At 63.3% G+C, this 17,087-nt stretch carries 16 protein-coding genes; 5 read left to right on the top strand and 11 right to left on the bottom strand.

The genetic code is table 11. The features are described 5' to 3' along the window. Nucleotides 1–103 precede the first annotated feature (103 nt). Together HZR20_RS10830 and HZR20_RS10825 are read left to right on the top strand one after the other, a co-directional pair. Nucleotides 104–1,474, top strand: coding sequence for an outer membrane protein assembly factor BamB family protein (locus HZR20_RS10830; protein ID WP_181686688.1), 1,371 nt, complete (start codon nucleotides 104–106; stop codon nucleotides 1,472–1,474). After that, complete coding sequence (locus HZR20_RS10825) at nucleotides 1,471–2,280, top strand: hypothetical protein (protein ID WP_181686686.1); 810 nt, start codon at nucleotides 1,471–1,473, stop codon at nucleotides 2,278–2,280. The genes HZR20_RS10830 and HZR20_RS10825 overlap by 4 nt, the downstream gene beginning before the upstream one ends. Nucleotides 2,281–2,295: 15 nt before the next feature. Here the strand turns inward: HZR20_RS10825 and HZR20_RS10820 are convergent, their stop codons facing one another. Both HZR20_RS10820 and HZR20_RS10815 read right to left on the bottom strand, forming a co-directional pair. Further along, nucleotides 2,296–2,877: a thioredoxin family protein gene (locus tag HZR20_RS10820; protein ID WP_181686684.1), complete on the bottom strand. Its 582-nt coding sequence runs from the start codon at nucleotides 2,875–2,877 to the stop codon at nucleotides 2,296–2,298. Between the two features lie 106 nt (nucleotides 2,878–2,983). After that, nucleotides 2,984–3,301, bottom strand: coding sequence for a hypothetical protein (locus HZR20_RS10815; protein ID WP_181686682.1), 318 nt, complete (start codon nucleotides 3,299–3,301; stop codon nucleotides 2,984–2,986). A gap of 461 nt (nucleotides 3,302–3,762) precedes the next feature. Between HZR20_RS10815 and HZR20_RS10810 the strand changes: the two genes are divergently transcribed. Further along, nucleotides 3,763–4,878, top strand: a complete 1,116-nt coding sequence (locus HZR20_RS10810) for a CNNM domain-containing protein (protein ID WP_181686680.1) — start codon at nucleotides 3,763–3,765, stop codon at nucleotides 4,876–4,878. Here HZR20_RS10810 and phoU read toward each other — a convergent pair. The 7 genes from phoU to HZR20_RS10775 all read right to left on the bottom strand — a co-directional run bounded on the left by phoU (nucleotide 4,872) and on the right by HZR20_RS10775 (nucleotide 13,547). After that, the gene (phoU, locus tag HZR20_RS10805; RefSeq protein WP_181686678.1) at nucleotides 4,872–5,546 is read right to left on the bottom strand and encodes a phosphate signaling complex protein PhoU; all 675 of its coding nucleotides are present in this window, start codon (nucleotides 5,544–5,546) and stop codon (nucleotides 4,872–4,874) included. The genes HZR20_RS10810 and phoU overlap by 7 nt on opposite strands. Nucleotides 5,547–5,550: 4 nt before the next feature. Continuing rightward, on the bottom strand, nucleotides 5,551–6,462 hold the full coding sequence (gene pstB / locus HZR20_RS10800; RefSeq protein ID WP_181686676.1) for a phosphate ABC transporter ATP-binding protein PstB: 912 nt from the start codon (nucleotides 6,460–6,462) through the stop codon (nucleotides 5,551–5,553). Further along, complete coding sequence (pstA, locus tag HZR20_RS10795; RefSeq protein WP_181686674.1) at nucleotides 6,455–9,124, bottom strand: phosphate ABC transporter permease PstA; 2,670 nt, start codon at nucleotides 9,122–9,124, stop codon at nucleotides 6,455–6,457. The genes pstB and pstA overlap by 8 nt, the downstream gene beginning before the upstream one ends. Beyond that, on the bottom strand, nucleotides 9,121–10,233 hold the full coding sequence (gene pstC / locus HZR20_RS10790) for a phosphate ABC transporter permease subunit PstC (RefSeq protein WP_309484926.1): 1,113 nt from the start codon (nucleotides 10,231–10,233) through the stop codon (nucleotides 9,121–9,123). The genes pstA and pstC overlap by 4 nt, the downstream gene beginning before the upstream one ends. Before the next feature lie 273 nt (nucleotides 10,234–10,506). Further along, nucleotides 10,507–11,688 carry a substrate-binding domain-containing protein gene (locus HZR20_RS10785; RefSeq protein ID WP_181686670.1) on the bottom strand — a complete coding sequence of 394 codons (1,182 nt, stop codon included), beginning with the start codon at nucleotides 11,686–11,688 and terminating at the stop codon, nucleotides 10,507–10,509. A 221-nt stretch (nucleotides 11,689–11,909) separates the two neighbouring features. Beyond that, nucleotides 11,910–12,077, bottom strand: a complete 168-nt coding sequence (locus HZR20_RS10780) for a hypothetical protein (protein ID WP_181686669.1) — start codon at nucleotides 12,075–12,077, stop codon at nucleotides 11,910–11,912. Nucleotides 12,078–12,278: 201 nt separating this feature from the next. Next, entirely contained in the window at nucleotides 12,279–13,547 is a 1,269-nt protein-coding gene (locus HZR20_RS10775; protein WP_181686667.1) for a DNA double-strand break repair nuclease NurA, read from the bottom strand. A gap of 170 nt (nucleotides 13,548–13,717) precedes the next feature. Between HZR20_RS10775 and gpmI the strand changes: the two genes are divergently transcribed. Both gpmI and HZR20_RS10765 read left to right on the top strand, forming a co-directional pair. Then, nucleotides 13,718–15,235, top strand: coding sequence for a 2,3-bisphosphoglycerate-independent phosphoglycerate mutase (gpmI, locus tag HZR20_RS10770; RefSeq protein ID WP_181686665.1), 1,518 nt, complete (start codon nucleotides 13,718–13,720; stop codon nucleotides 15,233–15,235). Nucleotides 15,236–15,384: 149 nt separating this feature from the next. Continuing rightward, on the top strand, nucleotides 15,385–16,191 hold the full coding sequence (locus HZR20_RS10765) for a M48 family metallopeptidase (RefSeq protein WP_181686857.1): 807 nt from the start codon (nucleotides 15,385–15,387) through the stop codon (nucleotides 16,189–16,191). Here the strand turns inward: HZR20_RS10765 and HZR20_RS10760 are convergent, their stop codons facing one another. Together HZR20_RS10760 and HZR20_RS10755 are read right to left on the bottom strand one after the other, a co-directional pair. Continuing rightward, nucleotides 16,192–16,653: a hypothetical protein gene (locus HZR20_RS10760; protein ID WP_181686663.1), complete on the bottom strand. Its 462-nt coding sequence runs from the start codon at nucleotides 16,651–16,653 to the stop codon at nucleotides 16,192–16,194. Nucleotides 16,654–16,672: 19 nt separating this feature from the next. Then, nucleotides 16,673–16,987: a YbjQ family protein gene (locus HZR20_RS10755; RefSeq protein ID WP_181686661.1), complete on the bottom strand. Its 315-nt coding sequence runs from the start codon at nucleotides 16,985–16,987 to the stop codon at nucleotides 16,673–16,675. Nucleotides 16,988–17,087: the final 100 nt, after the last annotated feature.

Below are 17,087 nucleotides of genomic sequence, written 5' to 3'. Positions count from 1 at the left end.
CGACAACGAAGCTATGACGGTCGGCAATCAGCCGACCCGAAAGAGCCCACCTGTTTCCGAAAGACTCGTTGAATATTTAAGATATCTTTGTCAATACGCCCCCATGGATTGGTTCCCAGAAGCGGGAGTTACCAGACGGCGCGTTCTCGGTTCGATCGGCGCGTCAGTCCCAGTCATGGCAGGCTGTCTGGGCAGTGGAACCCTGCCGAACCCGAACCCCACGGATTGGCCCCAGGCTGGCTACGATTCCGGAGCCACGTACTTCAAGTCCGCCGGCTCCCCGCCGGTCGAGGAGCCCCAACTCGCGTGGGACGCATCCGTCTGGGCAACTGATATGCAGTCCGACGCAACACTGACTGATCCAGGGACGTGGGAAATTCGGACGCCGCTATTGATCGTCGACGATCGGGCCTACTGCATCGACGGCACGATCGTCGATATGGCGGACGGGCGTGTCCGGGATGACGCCACGACGACCGGTGAAGGGAAAAGACGCGACACGGAGTGTCATCACACCTACGCCTTGATCGAATTCGCACGGACGAACGCCTATCGAGACGGCACGCTGGTAGCCACTCGCCGCCGCGGAATGCGTGACCACCGGGGCAGTGCAGGGGACATCCTCGAAGGACTCAGGCCACCACCGTCGGTCGACGCCGACGGTTGGTGCGGGACGACGAAACGTTGGACGGCGGGTTCGCGTCGGGGTTTCGATGCGACCGCCGCCGCAGGACGGATTGAAGACGGCGTTGTAGTGACGGTCGTTCCGGGTGAAACAGGTCCGTTCAGCGTCGTTGCGATCGACGCAGACGACAGGCGTGCCGAGTGGGAGACGACAGTGTCACACCCCGTCGACCGCCTCCGTGTCGAGGACGGACGTGTGTTCGCCGCCACCAGTTCCGAGACGGGTGGGAAACTATCAGTACTCGACGACACAGGAATCAGCAGGACTGTAGAAACCGGGGCAGAAACCACCCTCGTTGCCGTCCGGGACGGTATCGCCTACCTTCGGGAGTCACAGTCCGGGAATTCGACTGCCTCGATCGTCGCATTGGACAGCGAAACCGGAGAATGGCGACCGCTCATCGACGCACCGTCAGCACTCGACGACCAACTGGCTGGATCGACCGCCGGGATCGGAGACATCGTCGTTGGTCCAGAGCGACTCTACACGGTGGTGAACACCAAAGGGACGGACAGCGACGTCTGTCTGGCAGTGAACCGGGACGACCAAGCCATCGAATGGCAGCGCCGACTCCCCACGACCACTCGAATCACCGGGACGGACGACGCGCTGTACCTGCACCGTGCCGACGGCCGGGCAGTCGCGCTGGAACCGTCGAGTGGTGATCGATTGTGGACGTACGACCGACTCTCGGCATCCGCCAACGCTGATCCCGGTCGCCCCGTTGTCGGGAATGACAAACTCCTCTTTCCGTACGGGAAGCATCTCGTCGCACTGGAGGCACCATGACGAAAGATACGCGGCGTCGGACGTGGCTGGGCAGGGTACTCGGGTTCATGATCTATCCCGGAGTATTTGGGATCGCCGGGACGGTCGCGGTCGCATCAGTGACCGGGTACCGACAGCTCTCGATCCCGCTTGCCGACCTGACGCGCCTGTCGCCGCTTTCGCTCGTCAAAGTCCCTGGGATGCCACAGTTGGTCGGTCCCGCCACGCTCGATCCTGCCGCGATAGGCGGTTTGGGCCCGTTGGTTCTGCTGGGGACGCTCGGACTCTGGAGCGGTGCTGTACTCTCGATCACGGTCGCGGCCGGACTCGTCTGGTGGTGGCTAGCACAAACGCAGACTGCCCGAAGATTCCCGCTCACTCGGTTCGGATACCTTTGTCTGTACGGGGTAGTCCTGACAGCGCTCACCGATCTGTTCTCGTGGGAAATCGCTGGGACAGGAATCGTCGGATGGATCGCCCTGGTAGCGGTACTCGTGGTCCTCGGGCGGTTGTTCGTGGCGCCAGTAACCATCGTTCGAGACGGTCGAGGTCCGCTGGCAGCGATTCGATGGAGCAACGAGCAGATCGGCCATCACGGCTTAACACGCTGGACAGCACCCGCAGTCGGCCTGCTGGGAGTACTCGGTCACTTCGCCGCACGACTCAGCACCGTTCCGTCTGACCCGTTCCTGGGACTCGTTCTGTCGACAGTCCTCGGGACCGCTATCCTCGGACTGGGCCACGCCCTGGCGATGGATCTCGTGTACTGGCGCGTCGAAAGACAGCCGCACGCTCCACTCACCGACTATTTCGTCGAAACAGTCTGAGACAAGATACGATTTCTACTCCTGCCGGACGCTGCCGTCTTTCCACTTGATGTTACAGCCACGCGAGGGGCGAAACTCCGCGGTGATTTCCTCGCCGGCCAGCAGGTCTTCGACGATGTTGCGCATCTCGAAGGTTTCGGGTTCGTCGTCGGGACTCATCGCGTCGTCGATGCGGCCGTGATAAGCCAGGCGGAACTCGCCGCCGTCGTTTTCGAGCAAGAAGGGGTCGGGGGTACAGACCGCGCCGTAGTCGCGGGCCACGTCCTGGGACTCGTCACGGAGATACGAATCGAAAGCGATCGTCCCGTCCTCGACGAGTTCGACCATCTTCTCGAAGGAGTCGTCGGGATACTCCTCGGCGTCGTTGGAATTGATGCCGACGACCGCCAAATCGTCGAATTGGGCGGCGAGTTCGTTCAGCGGGTCGAACTTCGCTATCGCGTACGGACAATGATTGCAAGTGAACACGACCAGGACAGCCTCGTGATCGGACAAGTCCGCCAGTGCGTGTGTCTCGCCATCGGTCCCGGGCAGTTCGAACTCCGGTGCGACCTCGCCGCGTTCGATCGCGTCCCGTTCGGAATCGAGTGCAGTCATTACGCTGGAGGGGTACGCGCTCGTCACACAAAGACGTTAAGCCAGCGAAACCGAGCCGTTGGGTATCAAGCCAGCGACCACGCGCTGGGACCGTCCAGCAATCGGCTCAATCGTCCAGGCGGTCGCCAAGCGCTCGGTCAAACTGTTCAGCAGCCGCCAACACTTCGCTGTCCGCGTTGAGGACGTAAGTTGCCTCGCCGTCCTGCTTTGGGTCGACCGATTCGAAGACGCCGGCAGCGGCAAGATCGGCGATCGTCTCGTCCAAATACAGTTGCTTCAACGTAACGTCGGCCTCGTTGGCCAATTCAGATCGCGTCATTGGTTCGTCCGGTGCTAGATCCAGTGCCGCATCGAGCAATGCCGCCGCGGATTCGCTAGACGCGACAAACGTCCAGCCAGCGCCGGATCGCTTTTCTTGACCCATGTAATACGAGTACGGCAGGCGCGCTGTTAAACGTGATCGTTGCTGGCAAATGCGCTCGTCGGCCCGTCGACGACAGTCTTTCGAGAGGGGCTTTTCGCCATCGCCAAATTCCAACCCACCTGCCGATTGCTGCCTGGAAGAGACGGAAGTACGGCCCATCACATCGGGACAGAATCTGTGAGGGACGTCGATCACGGGGAGCCAGTGAACTGTCGTCATTACGATCGATCTGGACCGTCTCGATTGAGTCCGACCAAACCTGCGTGAGCGGGCCAAACTGTGACTATATCGATATCATTTGGGCCACAGTCCGTCGCCGCTGTCCGGCCGATCTGGTTTTCGAGAAATAGAAGACAACGGGACAGTTCGACACGACCGAGAATCAGCACAGCCCTCGTGTGGGGGCAAACCAATCCTCCCGAACACCAGATATAACTTCCCGGTGATATAACTGTCGGCTGATGGATTCCCTCGAACTCTCCGTCCGATTACTGGCAGGTCTCGTTCTCATCCTGACCAACGGATTTTTCGTTGCGATCGAGTTTGCACTGACCCGTGCTCGCCAGTACAGCGAAGCGGAGTTCGTCGGCGACGGCTCCAACCGAGGACTCCGGCGCGCCTGGGAGATGACCCAAGACCTCGAACTGTACCTGACGACCTGTCAGGTCGGCATTACCGCTTCCAGTATCGCTGTCGGGATCGTCGCCGAACCCGCGCTGGCGGAGATCTTCGAGCCGATCTTCCACAATACGGCCCTCGCATCGATCGGTGCTGGCGGGATCATCGCCTTCCTGATCATCAACCTCGTCCACCTGACCCACGGCGAACAGACGCCGACATACCTCGGCGTCGAGCGATCCCGCTGGGTCTCGAAATACGGTGCCCAACCGCTGTACTGGTTCCACTATCTCATCTCGCCGATCATCGCGCTGGGTGACGGCATCGCGAAACTTACGCTGAAGCTGTTCGGCGTCGAGATGACCGGCGCGTGGCTGGAAGCCGAGCAGGACGTCATCGAGTCCCGGGCCGACCTCCGCAATCGCGTGGGTTCGGCCCTCGAAGAAGGTGGCCTCTCCGAGGAACGCCGCGAAGAAGTGATGAACGCCCTGGCAATCGGCGAACAACCCGTCCGTGAGGTTATGGTCGATGCCGAAGACATCGTCGCGCTCTCGACGGCAGTCGATCCGGCAGAAAATTTCCAACGGCTAGGGGAGCATCCACACACGCGATATCCCCTCGTCGGCGAGGAGTTGACCGACTTCGAGGGAATAGTCTACGTCCCGGTCCTGACGCGCCATCGCGAGGAGCTCGCTGCGGGTGAGGTAGACTTTCCGGATCTGGCCGCCCCGCCGATGACGCTCTCGCCGGACGTCGACGTTAGCGACGCGATCGACCAGTTTCAGGCCGAAAATCAGGAACTTGCCCTCGTCATCGAAGACGGCGATGTTGTGGGCATGGTCACGGTGACCGACCTGCTGGAATCGGTGATGGGAGACGTCGAAGATCCGATCGACACGCGGTATCTCGACGAGTTCGAGGATAGCGAGGTCGCCCACTCGGATTCCGGGGATCAGTAGATCAACTCCGGATCGCCTTCCAGGACGTATAGCGTTCGGGCGGCGACGTTGACGGCGTGATCGCCGATGCGTTCGAGATCACGGATCATCAGCAAGACGCTCGCAATCTCGTCTATGAGCGCTTCGAGCGTCCAGGCGTCGATTTTCGGGTCGCGTTCGAGTAGCTCCCGCACCAGGCGCTCGCTGGCCTGCTGACACAGCGCGTCGACGTCGTCGTCACGGTGAGCGATGACCCGACACGCTGGGGCGTCCTCAGAGTCGTACGCCGCGAGTGCGTCGGCGAGGAGATCGCGGGCGCGCTCCCCGATCGCGTCGATATCGAGGTCGGGGAGGTGTTGGCGGCGACTCGACAGCGTGTAGCGACCGAGGTTAGTCGCCAGATCGCCAACGCGTTCGAGATCGGTCGTGATCTTGAACGACGCGGCGACGAACCGGAGATCGCTCGCGACCGGCTGTTCGAGGGCGAAGAGGTCGATGCAGTCCGTTTCGATCGCGAGGTACCGGCGGTTGATCTCGTCGTCGCCGTCGATCACCTCACGGGCCAACTCTTCGTCACCTGCCGTGAGCCCACGCAGTGCCGTCTCAAGTCGGGCGAGTACGATCTCGCCCATCTCGACGACGGCCGCCCTGAGATCGGCAAGTGCCTCACGGTAGGCCTCTCGTGCCATTGAATTACCCGAATTTTCCGGTCACGTAGTCCTCGACGCGTTGACTCGCCGGGTTCTCGAAGATCGTCTCGGTGTCGTCGTACTCGACGAGTTCCCCGCCGGTGAGGAAGACGGCCGTCTGGTCGGAGATGCGAGCGGCCTGTTGCATGTTGTGGGTGACGACGACGACGGTATACTCCTCGGCGAGTTCCTCGATGAGATCCTCGATCTTGGCGGTGGCGATGGGGTCCAAGGCGCTCGCCGGTTCGTCCATCAGGATCACCTCGGGGTCGACTGCGAGACACCGCGCGATACAGAGGCGCTGTTGTTGGCCCCCAGAGAGCCCGAGGGCGTTGTCGTCCAGGCGGTCCTTGACCTCCTCGAAGAGGGCCGCCTGTTTGAGCGAGCGCTCGACGAGTTCCCGCTCGGCCTCGCTGTCGTCGCGACCGAGCAGGCGGGCCACCAATCCACGATTGAGCTCGCCGTGTTTCCGGGGACCGTAGGCGACGTTATCCCGAATCGGTTTGGGAAAGGGGTTGGGCGCCTGGAACACCATCCCGACGCGTTTTCGGAGTTCGACGAGATTCGTGTTTGGACCGTAGACCTCGGTCCCGTCGAGTTTCACGGACCCCTCGACGCGGGCCGACGAGATACGGTCATTCATGCGGTTAAGCGATCGCAGGAAGGTTGACTTCCCACAGCCCGACGGTCCAATCAGTGCCGTAACACTGTTCTCGGGGATGTCCATTGAGACATCCCTGATCGCCCGTTCGTCGCCGTAGTAGACGTTCAGGTTCTCGACGGAGAGCTTCGGATCTGCCGACAACCGGTAGTCCGTCCACTCGGACTGGATTTCCTCTGCACGTTCGCCACTCGTAGTCAGACCGCCCGTTTCGTCGGTACCTGCCGTTTCGATTTCGCTGATAGCGTTACTCATAGTCGAGTTTCCTCCTGAAGTGCCGTCGCGTGAGTATCCCGATCAGGTAAAAGGACAGCACGACGGTCAACAGCAACAGTGCGGTCGACCAGCCTTTCGAGGGAGACCCGCTGACGCCGGCTGCGATGACCGCCCATACCTGTTTGGGAAGGGCCTTCGACGCTTCGAGCAGGGCCTCATTGTAGACGAACGGTGGACTAGCCATCAACCGGAAGCCACCGAGGACATCGACCGGTTGGCCGGCGTCGCCGACGCCAAGCACGAGGATCAGTGGCGCAGTCTCGCCCGCGATCCGGCCGACCCCAAGGATGACGCCGGTGATGACGCCAGGCACCGCCGCCGGGAGCACGACGCTGCGAACGGTCTCCCACTTGTTGACGCCCAGCGCCGCGCTGGCGTCCCGGTACTCGTTGGGGACCGACTTGATCGCCTCGCGAGCGGTGATCAACACCAGCGGCAAGAGCATGAACCCGAGGGTGATCATGGCCGCCATGAGGCTGGGCGTGTCACCGAGCCGCGGGAGCAAGAACGCGGCCCCGAACAGGCCAAAGACGACGCTGGGCGTGCTCCAGAGAGCGTTGGTCGTAATCTCGACGAGGGCGGTGAACCGCCCCCGCTCGGCGTACTCCGTCAGGAACACCGCCGCGCCGACGCCAAGCGGGATCGCGAACAGCGACGCCCCCACGACGATCCAGACCGTCCCGACGACGGCAGGCAGGATCCCGCCCGGCTCGGCCCCCAGCGGGATCGACGAGAACAGCACCATCGGCCAGGAGAGCGTCCCGCCGTCGCTGAGGGTCAGTCCTGCCACCGAGAACGGTGCATCCGTCGTCGCGACGTGACCCGCGAGCAGCACGACGAAGCCGGTCGCCCCAGCCAGACCGAGCCGAATCTCCTCGGCCAGTAATCGCCGGGTCAAGCGCTGCTCGGCGTCACTCGTCCCCGTCGCCCGCCGGGCCATTGTCGCCAGCGCGGCGACGCTGAGTCCGGCCACCGTGGCGAGGATCGCCGAAGCCGGTAGCAGGTCGAGGCCCGCGATCGAGGGCGTCGTCCCGGTCGTCGGTTGCAGGACGACTGCGCCTGCGAGCAAGCCCAATGCGCCGAACAGCCCGACTTTCACGAACTGTGCGTTGTGTCGCGCGCGCCTGGCCCGACTTCCGTTGCCGGCCAGGAGACCACTGACGGCGACCAGGGACAGGACGCAGGCGGCGGCGCTCGTGATGACGACGGCCCCGAACCCGAGCGTTCCTCCGAGCCCTAGGCCGAATGGCTGCGATCCGCCCAGCAGGAGGACGACTGCGAGCACGACCGTGGCGGCGACGCTTCCCCCGAGGGCCCGCTGGACAGTCGGTTGCCGATCGAAGGTCCGGCCGACACCGGCGAGGCTCCCGTACTTCCGGAAGAAGTACGCGAACAGGACCACACTGGGGGTGGCGACGACTAGTGTCCCGACAGTCAACTCCGGGGTGACAGTGAGGGCCGTCTCCAGCGTCCGCTCTTGCCGATTCTCCATGATCGTGTAGGTGAACTGGTGGACGAACGGCTCGCCCCGGACGACCAGTGAGACGAGGAGGGCCGCGACGGCGCCCACGACGGCCAGCGGGAGAACGCGGACAGTCTCCCTGACGCCGCCGTGCCAGTCGGCAGCCCCCGCCGGTCGACGGGCGTACGCGAGAGCTGCGACCAGAAACGGCGAGAGGACGACCAGTCCGGACAGCGCACCGATCGTGAAGCCGTGGACGGTGTAATCCAGGCCTCGGACGGTCACGAAGGCCACGATCGAGACCATGACGACGACCGTCATGGCCGCGTTCAGGTAGATGACGAGGAACGAGCCGTACTGGCGACCGCGAGCACCGTAGCGCGCGCGGGACTTCGCGGCCGCCCAGCCCGCGAGCAGCGACCCGAGCATGACGAACAGCGAGACGACCACGCTGCCAGTGAGCCCGCCGTTCATCGGCTCCGCCGGGATAGACGACCAGCCGGGGTCGACCACCGAGCTGGCGACGACCAGCCCCAGCAAGGAGACGACCAGGGCCACCGGTAGTGTCGACCCGAGGTCCTCGCGGGGGAGAACGGTCGCGGCCGCCAGCATCACGGCCAGTCCCGTGCCAACCACGACGACCGGGAGCGTTCCGCCGAAGACGATCCCGTTCAGTGCGATCCCCAAGACGAACCCGATCGCACCGAACAGCAGTCCTGCAAGCGCGCCTGCACTCGCGTTCGGTTCCGTGTCGACGAGCCCGGCCCGCGAGGCGATCCCCGCGAAGCCGACCGCGAGGCCGTCAAACAGGAGAACAACGCCCATCAGCGTCTGCATGTCGACGCCGGGAACGGTCGAGAAGACGGTCAACAGGATCACTCCGCCGACCAGTCCGACACCGAGTCCACGGATGCGCCGTGAGGGAATTTCGACGACGTTCAGGACAGCACAGGCGGCGACGAGCCCAACGCCGCCGACCCCGGCGGCCGATACCGCAAGCATGACGTCGGTCAGGGCGACACCGCTCGTTTCGGGTCCGAGCGCCCCGACCAGCGTCGCCAGCCCCAGGACGAAATTGAGGGCCGCGACAGCGATAGCGCCGTCAAGCGCCCGGTCGTACGCGCCGAGTTCGTCGCTGACCAGTGCTGTTTCTCGATCGTGCACGTAGGCCTCGCTCATCGTTCACCCGTGAGTTTCCGTTCCATCCGTCGTTCGATGTACTGGGCGAGCACCGAGATGGCCGCGACGATCACGAACAACATGACGCCAGCGACGAACAGGACGTCGATGGTCCCAGCCGACGCGCTGCCATAGGAGGTGGCGATCCGACTGGTCAGCGTGACGCCTTGGTCGAAGACGTCGTACAGGGGTCGAGCGAAGCCGGTGCCCGCGCTCATGATCGCCGCGACGGCCATCGTCTCCCCGATTGCCCGGCCGAGCCCGAGGATGACCGCCGCCGAGATGCCCGAGAAGGCCGCGGGAATCGAGATGCTCTTCATCGTCTGCCACTCCGTGGCCCCCATGGCGATGGCCCCGTCACTCATCGAGTCGGGAACACTCGAAAGGGCGTCCTCGGAGACGGAGACGACCGTCGGCAGCGCCATCAGGCCGACGACCGCCCCGGCGATGAAGAAACTCGCCCCGGCATCCAGGAAGGCATCTTGCACGAAGCCGTTGAGCACTTGGAAGCCGATGAATCCATAGACGATCGAGGGGATCCCCGCCAGGATCTCGACGGCGGGTTTGACGATCTCGCGGACGCTCTCGCTGGCGATCTCGGCGATGAACAGCGCACCGGCCAGCCCCAGCGGGGCCGCGACCAGCCCCGCGATGATCGTCACGAGTACCGTCGCCCAGATGGCCGGCAACAACGACACGACGCCCGAACGCGGGTCCCAGGCCGTCTCGCCGCCGGTCACCGGCAGGACGGCGTCGAGCCAGAAGAACCACCGAACCGCCCCGTTCGGTGCCTGTGGCAGGGCTGCCAGCGCCAGGCCGTGTGCTTCGACGGCCGGCCAGGCACTCTGGAAGAGGAAGTACGTGATGAATCCGACGGTCAGGACCGTCCCGACGGTCGCGACCGCGGTCAGTATCTTCGCGACTCTCGCCTGGTGGGTCCACCACCCGACGGTCACCGTCAGCATGAATCCCACGAGCGGGTAGACGACCAGCTCGTTCGGTCCGAGAAAGGTGTAGCCGACGCCGACGATAGTGACGAAACTCGAGAGCCCGACGAGTGCCTCGCCAGGTGTCGGGTCAGTGCCGACGAATACCCGTCGGGCACCCACGAGCCATCGCCAGATACGCCCAGGCAGACCGATCAGTCCTGCTCCAATCCGGCCTGGCAAGGCCACGAGCCATTGCCCGACCCGGCAGGGGAGGGTCACTAGGCTCCCGAGGATGTGACTTACCGTTCCGACGACGAGAGCCCACGTCGCTCTCGTAAATCGATCGATACTCCGCCGAACCGTTCGTATCAAACTGTCTCCCATCGTGATGGACTGAAAACACCGAGTTCTGGACGTGCTCACTGCGGTGGTGGACAATGACGGTGGGCGGTCTCAGGTCTGATCGGGGAGCTTCTCGCGCTCCTCTTCGAGGCGGCGCTCGCCCAGCGTGAAGTAGTTGTTCGGCGCGACGAACGTCTCCTGGCCAAAGGGGTGCAGCATCATATTGATGACTGCGGCCTCCTTCATCGAGGTCCCTTCCCAGGTGTACATGTGGAGGTCCCGCGAGAGTGGGTACTCACGGGAGTCCAGCCCGTTCTCCGGGTCCTGGTAGGAGTAAGTCGTGCCATCCCACGCTAAGGAGATAGGTTCGACGTTCTGGGTACCGAGGAACGCCAGCGCGAGGTAGCTGATAGCGTTGTCGGCCTGGGCGACCGCCTGGGCGAGGCGCTGGTTCTGGCCGTAGCGGTTGGCGACCTGCGTGTCCTCGGTCGGGTTGTCGAAGACGTTGCTGACGAACGCGGTTCGGGTCCCGGAGTCACGGACGCGTCCGAGCACGCGGATCTCCTTGTTGGGGCCACCGAGTTCGCTCCAGTTTGTGATCCGGCCCTTATAGAGATCCTTCAGCTCCTGGCCGGTGATCCCCGTGACGCCGGCTGCTTTGATCTCAGCGGAGACCACGAGCGGCTGACCGTCGACGGCGACGACGTGATCGACGAACTGATCGTAGGAGTCCCGCTCGGGGAGCTCGTCCTCGACGTTGCCCGAGGAGTTGCCGATGTCGTAGACCTCGTCCCGGACGTTTCGGACGCCGGTCCCCGAGTGGGAAAGACCGACAGTCCATCGGAACGGTGGCGCGTTATTATCGTCGGGTTCGAACCCGTAGAGGCTCGCCCAGTAGTCCGCGAGATTCAGATCCGTGTCGATGCCGTACTCGCCGTGTGGCCAGTACTCGGTGTCGTCGGCCGGCCGGTTGGCGTTCCAGTAGGCCGCCGCGTCTTCGGCGACTGGGTAGACCGTCGAGGAGCCACCAGCCTCCAACGTGGTCGTGTCCTGTTTCTGGGCCGTCGTGCTCTGCTGTGCCTCGGTGGTCGCCGCCTGCTGTTCGGTCGTCGTTTCCGTGGCCGTCGCCGTCTCGGTGGGCGTCGACGTCGGCTGGTCGTCGGCCGCTGGCTGGGCCGTCGTCGTGTTTCCCCCGCCACTACATCCTGCCAGTACGCCGACGCCGAGCGAACCAGCGGCGATGAGGAATTTCCGTCGTGATGCACGGTCCGGACGCGTCGAATCTCGCGTCATCAACGTAGAAGGAGGCAGATTTGACTAAAGAGGTTTATAATAGGGGTATACCCGGGTATCGTATCCTCCGATGTTCTCCCGAACGATACCGACGGCTCGGTTCACTCGTGAGTGATATTGATCAGTATATAGCGACTCGGAAACGAGAGCAATCACTCTCCGAATGGATGCGCCACGTTTGGAGGCGGCCTGTGCTTCGATCAGGCTTCCCTTCTCACGTTTCAGGGCAAGACAGTATCCAACATCGAGTGCGTCCCCCCCATCGTCGTCTCCTCGAACTCGTCGTTTCCACAGATCTCACACTCCTCGGGGGCGCCCTCACTAACGTGGGTGACGATCGTCCGGGTTTGTAAGTTGCCACACTGGGTGCACTTCCACTCTTTTGTCATGGTTAATAGTTGTTTTTGCTGTGTATTCAATCTTTCTTCACGAAGATTTCATAATCGAACTGACGGATATTATAGCTGAACTGCAGTCGTTTCGACCCGCTACGGGACAGTAATCTGATAGCAATGCCGGAGAACCTGTCCGTTCGGCTTCGCGCTGCTGTGTCTGTATTTCTTCGGACTCGGTTGTCCTGGTCGTCCGCTTCAGGATTCGGTAACTGGCCCGTCCGTCTCGTATTCAGCCCCCCAGCGGCGGTCGTTATAGGAACGCTGCCGGTCGCTGTCGAACTCCTGCCCGATGCGTTCGCGCAACTGTTCTTTGCCCGTCACGCCGATCCTGGCGAGTTCGTCGGCCTTGGCGACTGCGAGGGGTGGCCCACGCTCGGCGGCCACGTCCGCGACGATCTGTCGGGCCAGTCGCTCCCGGCGGTCTGGCTCCCGCGTCACGGCGTACGGTGCCTCAACCCGGTAGACCAGTTCGTCGCGTGGGTCGAACAGGGCGAAGAACGTCACTTCGTAGGCGTCCGGGTCGAGGTTGCGGTCGATCCCGAGTGCGTCACCGGCCGTCGAGAGTGGCCGATCGGTCCCGACTCGCGAATGAAACCAGTTGGTGTAGGTGATCGCGTCGGTCTGGAGGTCGCCCGATTCGATCCGCGAGAGGACGTGTTCGAAGAAGGCGTTGTCGTTGGCCCAGGGGGCGGTTGCCTGTTCCCTGATCGCCCGGATCAGGCCGTTCGCGGCGCTGTTCTTGACGAATCCCACCAGTGGAATGTCCCGATCGACGAAGCGTTCGACCAGTCGGACGTAGTTTTCGACGACATCCCGCGGCTGTTTGTCCCCTTCGAGTAGATCGGCGAGTTCGGGGTGGCGGTCGGCCCAGGCGAGCAGGCCAGTCGGGTAGATCGGCCCGTCGAGAATCAGCAGATCCTCGACCTTGCTGGCGTGTTCGAGTGCGTGATGACTCTCGGCGAGGTACAGCGCCAGGGCGTGGACGACGGTCTGGGCGTACCGGTCGACGCGCGGGACTTCGAGCAGGCGGGTGTGCGTATACCCATCATCGTCCTCTCCCCATTCGTCCTGGCCGAGGGACTCACGCTGGTCGTTGGTGTGGGCACTGACGACAACGGTCCGCTCGCGATGGAGATCGAGATCCGAGGGCACGCCGGCCATGGCGGCCTGGGCGACATCCAGTACCAGCCCGTTTTTGAACGTCGTCGGGTTGATCGTCCCCGAGTCAAGTCCATGTTGGGTCTCGAAGGGGCGCTCCGCTAACGCTACGTCGGGGAGTGGCGCTGCGCGGCGAAACTGGCCATCGAGTGGTTCGATGACGGCGTCGCCGTCCCGATAGAGCGGGTCCAGAAAGTCACTCCAGGCCGTCTCGGCGAGGTCCTGGTGGTCAGCATCTTCGACGCGATCGCCGAGCCGACCCGCCAGGCGGGCTATCCCCTCGACGTGCACTGGGTCCAGCGTCATTGGGCGCCCTTTCGGGCACGCAAACAAAAATCGGTCGGGTACCACGAGACGTTCCCCGAGGCGGATCATCTCCTGAATTATAATGCTTAATCAGTGGACGTGCGTGGGAACGTGGAGTGATTTCCCGGCAAATATCAAAAGGTATTACGCTCGGGACTCTTCTCCCGGATATGGACGCAGGACTGATTATCCTCGACGGCTGGGGTCTCAACGACGACGAAAACGCCCGCGACGCGGTCAAGGCCGCGGACACGCCGAACTTCGACGAATACTGGGACAGCGGTTCGCACAATCGCCTTGACGCATCAGGCCGGCGTGTCGGCCTGCCTGAAGGGCAGATGGGTAACAGCGAGGTCGGCCACCTCAACATCGGCGGCGGTCGCGTCGTCAAGCAGGACACCACGCGAATCACCGACGATATCGAGGACGGCGCGTTCTTCGAGAACGAGAACCTACTGGCGGCGATGGAGTACGCCAAGGACAACGACGGGCAGGTCCACTTCATGGGCCTGGTCAGCGATGGCGGAGTCCACTCGCGACAGACGCACCTCCACGCGCTGATCGAGATGGCCGCCGACAACGGCGTCGAGGCCGTCACGCACGCGTTCATGGACGGCCGGGACACCTCGCCGACCGGCGGCGCGGACTACCTGCGGGAACTGCGGGACGTCATCGCCGAGAACGGCACCGGCGACGTCGCGACCGTGACGGGCCGGTATCACGCGATGGACCGCGACCAGAACTGGGAGCGCACGAAGAAGGCCTACGACGCGATCGTCCACCGCGAAGCCGAGTTCTCGGCACCTGATCCTGTCACGGCGACAGAGGAATCCTACGACCGTGACACGACCGACGAGTTTATCGAGCCGACGCTGATCGAGGACGGCGCAACACTCGAAGACGGCGACGCAGTCATCTTCTTCAACTTCCGGTCGGATCGGGCCCGCCAGCTGACGCGGATGCTCAACTCGATCGACCCGGACTGGGACTTCGAAACCTCGCCACCGGAGACTCACTACGTGACGATGACGCAGTACGACGAGACGTTCGATCTCCCGGTGGCCTACCCGCCCAACCAGCCCGAGAACACGCTGGGCGAGGTTGTCTCTGAGGCTGGCGGCACGCAACTCCGGCTCGCCGAGTCCGAGAAGTACCCCCACGTGACGTACTTCCTCAACGGCGGTCGCGAGGTCAAGTTCGAGGGGGAACTACGGGAAATCGTCGAGAGTCCGGACGTCCCCACCTACGACGAACAGCCGGAGATGAGCGCCGAAGGGGTCACCGACACAGCCATCGAGTATATCGAGAGTGACGATCCCGATCTGATGGTGCTCAACTACGCCAACCCCGATATGGTCGGCCACACCGGCGACTTCGACGCGACGGTAACCGCGGTCGAGGCTGTCGACGAACAATTTGGCCGACTGGTCGAGGCAGTCCAGGCGGCGGGGGCGGACATTCTCATCACCGCCGACCACGGCAACGCCGACGACCTCGGAACCGAGGACGATCCCCACACCGCCCACACACTCAACGACGTGCCGATCGTCTACCTGACCGCTGCGGGCGACGATGGCGGCCACACGGTCCGGTCGGGTGGCTCGCTGTGTGACATCGCGCCGACGTTGCTGGAACTGCTGGCCCTCGACGCACCTGCCGAGATGACCGGCGAGTCGCTGCTGGAATAGATCGCGTTCACTTCTCTCGGTTTCCAGTCCGTGACTCGTCCTCGTAGACTCCGGACGCCCTTCGGACTTCGTCTCTCGATGCCAGGAAGTTTATGAGTGTTCACGGGCTATCGAGGGCTACCATGAAACATCCAGGCCTGAAGTTCAGGATGGCCGTCGTCGGGTCGATCCTGTTTGGCTTCTACGCCGTGGTGGCGCTCGCTCTCTATGCCGCCTTCGGTGGCGGGACCACCATCCTCGGCGTAATCCTGCTCGGCAGCGTCGCCTTCGTCGGCGTCCAGTACAAGATCGGTAAGTGGGCCGCCCTCCGGAGCGTCGGGGCCGAAGACATGCCCGAAGATGACCCTCGCTTCCGCGAGATCCACCGCTCGATCGAGCGGATGAGCGACCGAATGGGCATCGACAAGCCCCGGGTGATGGTCGCCGAAATGGGCGTGCCCAACGCCTTCGCCGTCGGTCGAAAGAAAGCCGGCGTCGTCGTCGTCTCGTCGGAACTCATCCACATGCTCGACCACGAGGAGCTCGAAGGCGTGCTCGCCCACGAACTCGCCCACATCCGGAATCGCGACGTCGTGATGATGGTGATCGGCCAGGGCATCGCCTCGATCGTCGCCCTGGTCGCACAGTTCGCCGTCCTCTTCGCCGGTGACAACGACTTCGGCGACTTCATCATGGCAATGGTCGTCGGCAACATCGTCCAGTTCATCGTAACGATCTTCGTGATGGCGATCTCGCGGTACCGCGAGTACGTCGCCGACAGTGACGCCTCCGAGATTACGGGCGGCGAACCGCTCGCACGCGCACTAGAGAAGATCAACTCCGCCGATCACTCCCAGAGTCGGGTCGACGAACAGGCCAGCGCCCTCTGTATCAAAAGTGAGGAACGCAGCCTGCTGTCGAAGATCTTCTCGACGCACCCGCCGACCGAGGAGCGGATTCGACGCTTGCGGTCCTGATCACTCAAGTCGAACCGGCCCTTCCTCGTCCGGGGCTTCTTCGAGCAACCAGGCGAAGACGGGCACGTACGCGAGCCAGGCCAGCAGATACCCCGCACCGACGAGGACGCTTTTCGCACCAAAGCCGCCGTAGATGCCGTCGACGATCCCGATCAGCGCTACGACCACGACCAGGGTGCTAATCGCAGGCCGGTCGAGCCAGTCGTAGGCGACGCCCAGTAGCGATCCCAGCACGTAACAGAACGCGTATCGGCCGATCGCAACGAGCGCGACGTTCCCCCAGAACAGGACCCAGACCGGGACCTCGAAGTCACTCTCCAGACCGGCCAGCAGCAGTCGCACCGCCCGGTAGAACCCCTCTTCGTGGGTTAGCATGACGGCGACCGTGAGGACGACCGTCAGGGCGCCGACGACGCGACCGGCGACGACGCCAACGCTGCCGGGATCAGTTCGTTCGACCATTCGTCGGCTGCGTTCCGCGTTACTTGAGCGTGACCGCGGTGCCGTACGCGATGACCTCTGAGCCGCCGTTTGCGATCTCGGAACTCTCCAGGCGGATGTTGACGATGGCATCGGCATTCATCGAACGGGCGTCCTCTGCCATCCGCTCCATGGCTTCGTCGCGAGCGTCGGTCAGCAGTTCGGAGTAGGCCTTCAGTTCGCCGCCGGTGATGTTGCGGATGCTCTGGGTGATGTCCCGCCCGACGTTGCGGGCCTTGACCGTGTTGCCGCGGGCGATACCGAGCGATTCATCGATCTCTTCGCCTGGGACCGTCTCTGTCGTAACGAACTCCATATCTCGACCTGTGGCGGCCCCCTACTAAAACCGGGCCCTGAACTTCGGGGACTGAAGTGGGGGCATCGTTTGACAGAATGATGGCACTGTCGACAGGTGG

Origin of the sequence: Halorhabdus salina (genome assembly GCF_013839425.1) — an archaeon.
GTDB lineage: Archaea > Halobacteriota > Halobacteria > Halobacteriales > Haloarculaceae > Halorhabdus > Halorhabdus salina.
The sequence above is the reverse complement of the archived record's forward strand: the minus strand, read 5'-3'. Positions and strand labels throughout refer to the sequence as shown.

Bases quoted from the DNA above. Each gene is read 5' to 3' on its own strand.
- HZR20_RS10830 (WP_181686688.1), top strand. From the start codon at position 104: ATGGATTGGTTCCCAGAAGCGGGAGTTACCAGACGGCGCGTTCTCGGT.
- HZR20_RS10825 (WP_181686686.1), top strand. From the start codon at position 1,471: ATGACGAAAGATACGCGGCGTCGGACGTGGCTGGGCAGGGTACTCGGG.
- HZR20_RS10820 (WP_181686684.1), bottom strand. From the start codon at position 2,877: ATGACTGCACTCGATTCCGAACGGGACGCGATCGAACGCGGCGAGGTC.
- HZR20_RS10815 (WP_181686682.1), bottom strand. From the start codon at position 3,301: ATGGGTCAAGAAAAGCGATCCGGCGCTGGCTGGACGTTTGTCGCGTCT.
- HZR20_RS10810 (WP_181686680.1), top strand. From the start codon at position 3,763: ATGGATTCCCTCGAACTCTCCGTCCGATTACTGGCAGGTCTCGTTCTC.
- phoU (WP_181686678.1), bottom strand. From the start codon at position 5,546: ATGGCACGAGAGGCCTACCGTGAGGCACTTGCCGATCTCAGGGCGGCC.
- pstB (WP_181686676.1), bottom strand. From the start codon at position 6,462: ATGAGTAACGCTATCAGCGAAATCGAAACGGCAGGTACCGACGAAACG.
- pstA (WP_181686674.1), bottom strand. From the start codon at position 9,124: ATGAGCGAGGCCTACGTGCACGATCGAGAAACAGCACTGGTCAGCGAC.
- HZR20_RS10785 (WP_181686670.1), bottom strand. From the start codon at position 11,688: ATGACGCGAGATTCGACGCGTCCGGACCGTGCATCACGACGGAAATTC.
- HZR20_RS10780 (WP_181686669.1), bottom strand. From the start codon at position 12,077: ATGACAAAAGAGTGGAAGTGCACCCAGTGTGGCAACTTACAAACCCGG.
- HZR20_RS10775 (WP_181686667.1), bottom strand. From the start codon at position 13,547: ATGACGCTGGACCCAGTGCACGTCGAGGGGATAGCCCGCCTGGCGGGT.
- gpmI (WP_181686665.1), top strand. From the start codon at position 13,718: ATGGACGCAGGACTGATTATCCTCGACGGCTGGGGTCTCAACGACGAC.
- HZR20_RS10765 (WP_181686857.1), top strand. From the start codon at position 15,385: ATGGCCGTCGTCGGGTCGATCCTGTTTGGCTTCTACGCCGTGGTGGCG.
- HZR20_RS10760 (WP_181686663.1), bottom strand. From the start codon at position 16,653: ATGGTCGAACGAACTGATCCCGGCAGCGTTGGCGTCGTCGCCGGTCGC.
- HZR20_RS10755 (WP_181686661.1), bottom strand. From the start codon at position 16,987: ATGGAGTTCGTTACGACAGAGACGGTCCCAGGCGAAGAGATCGATGAA.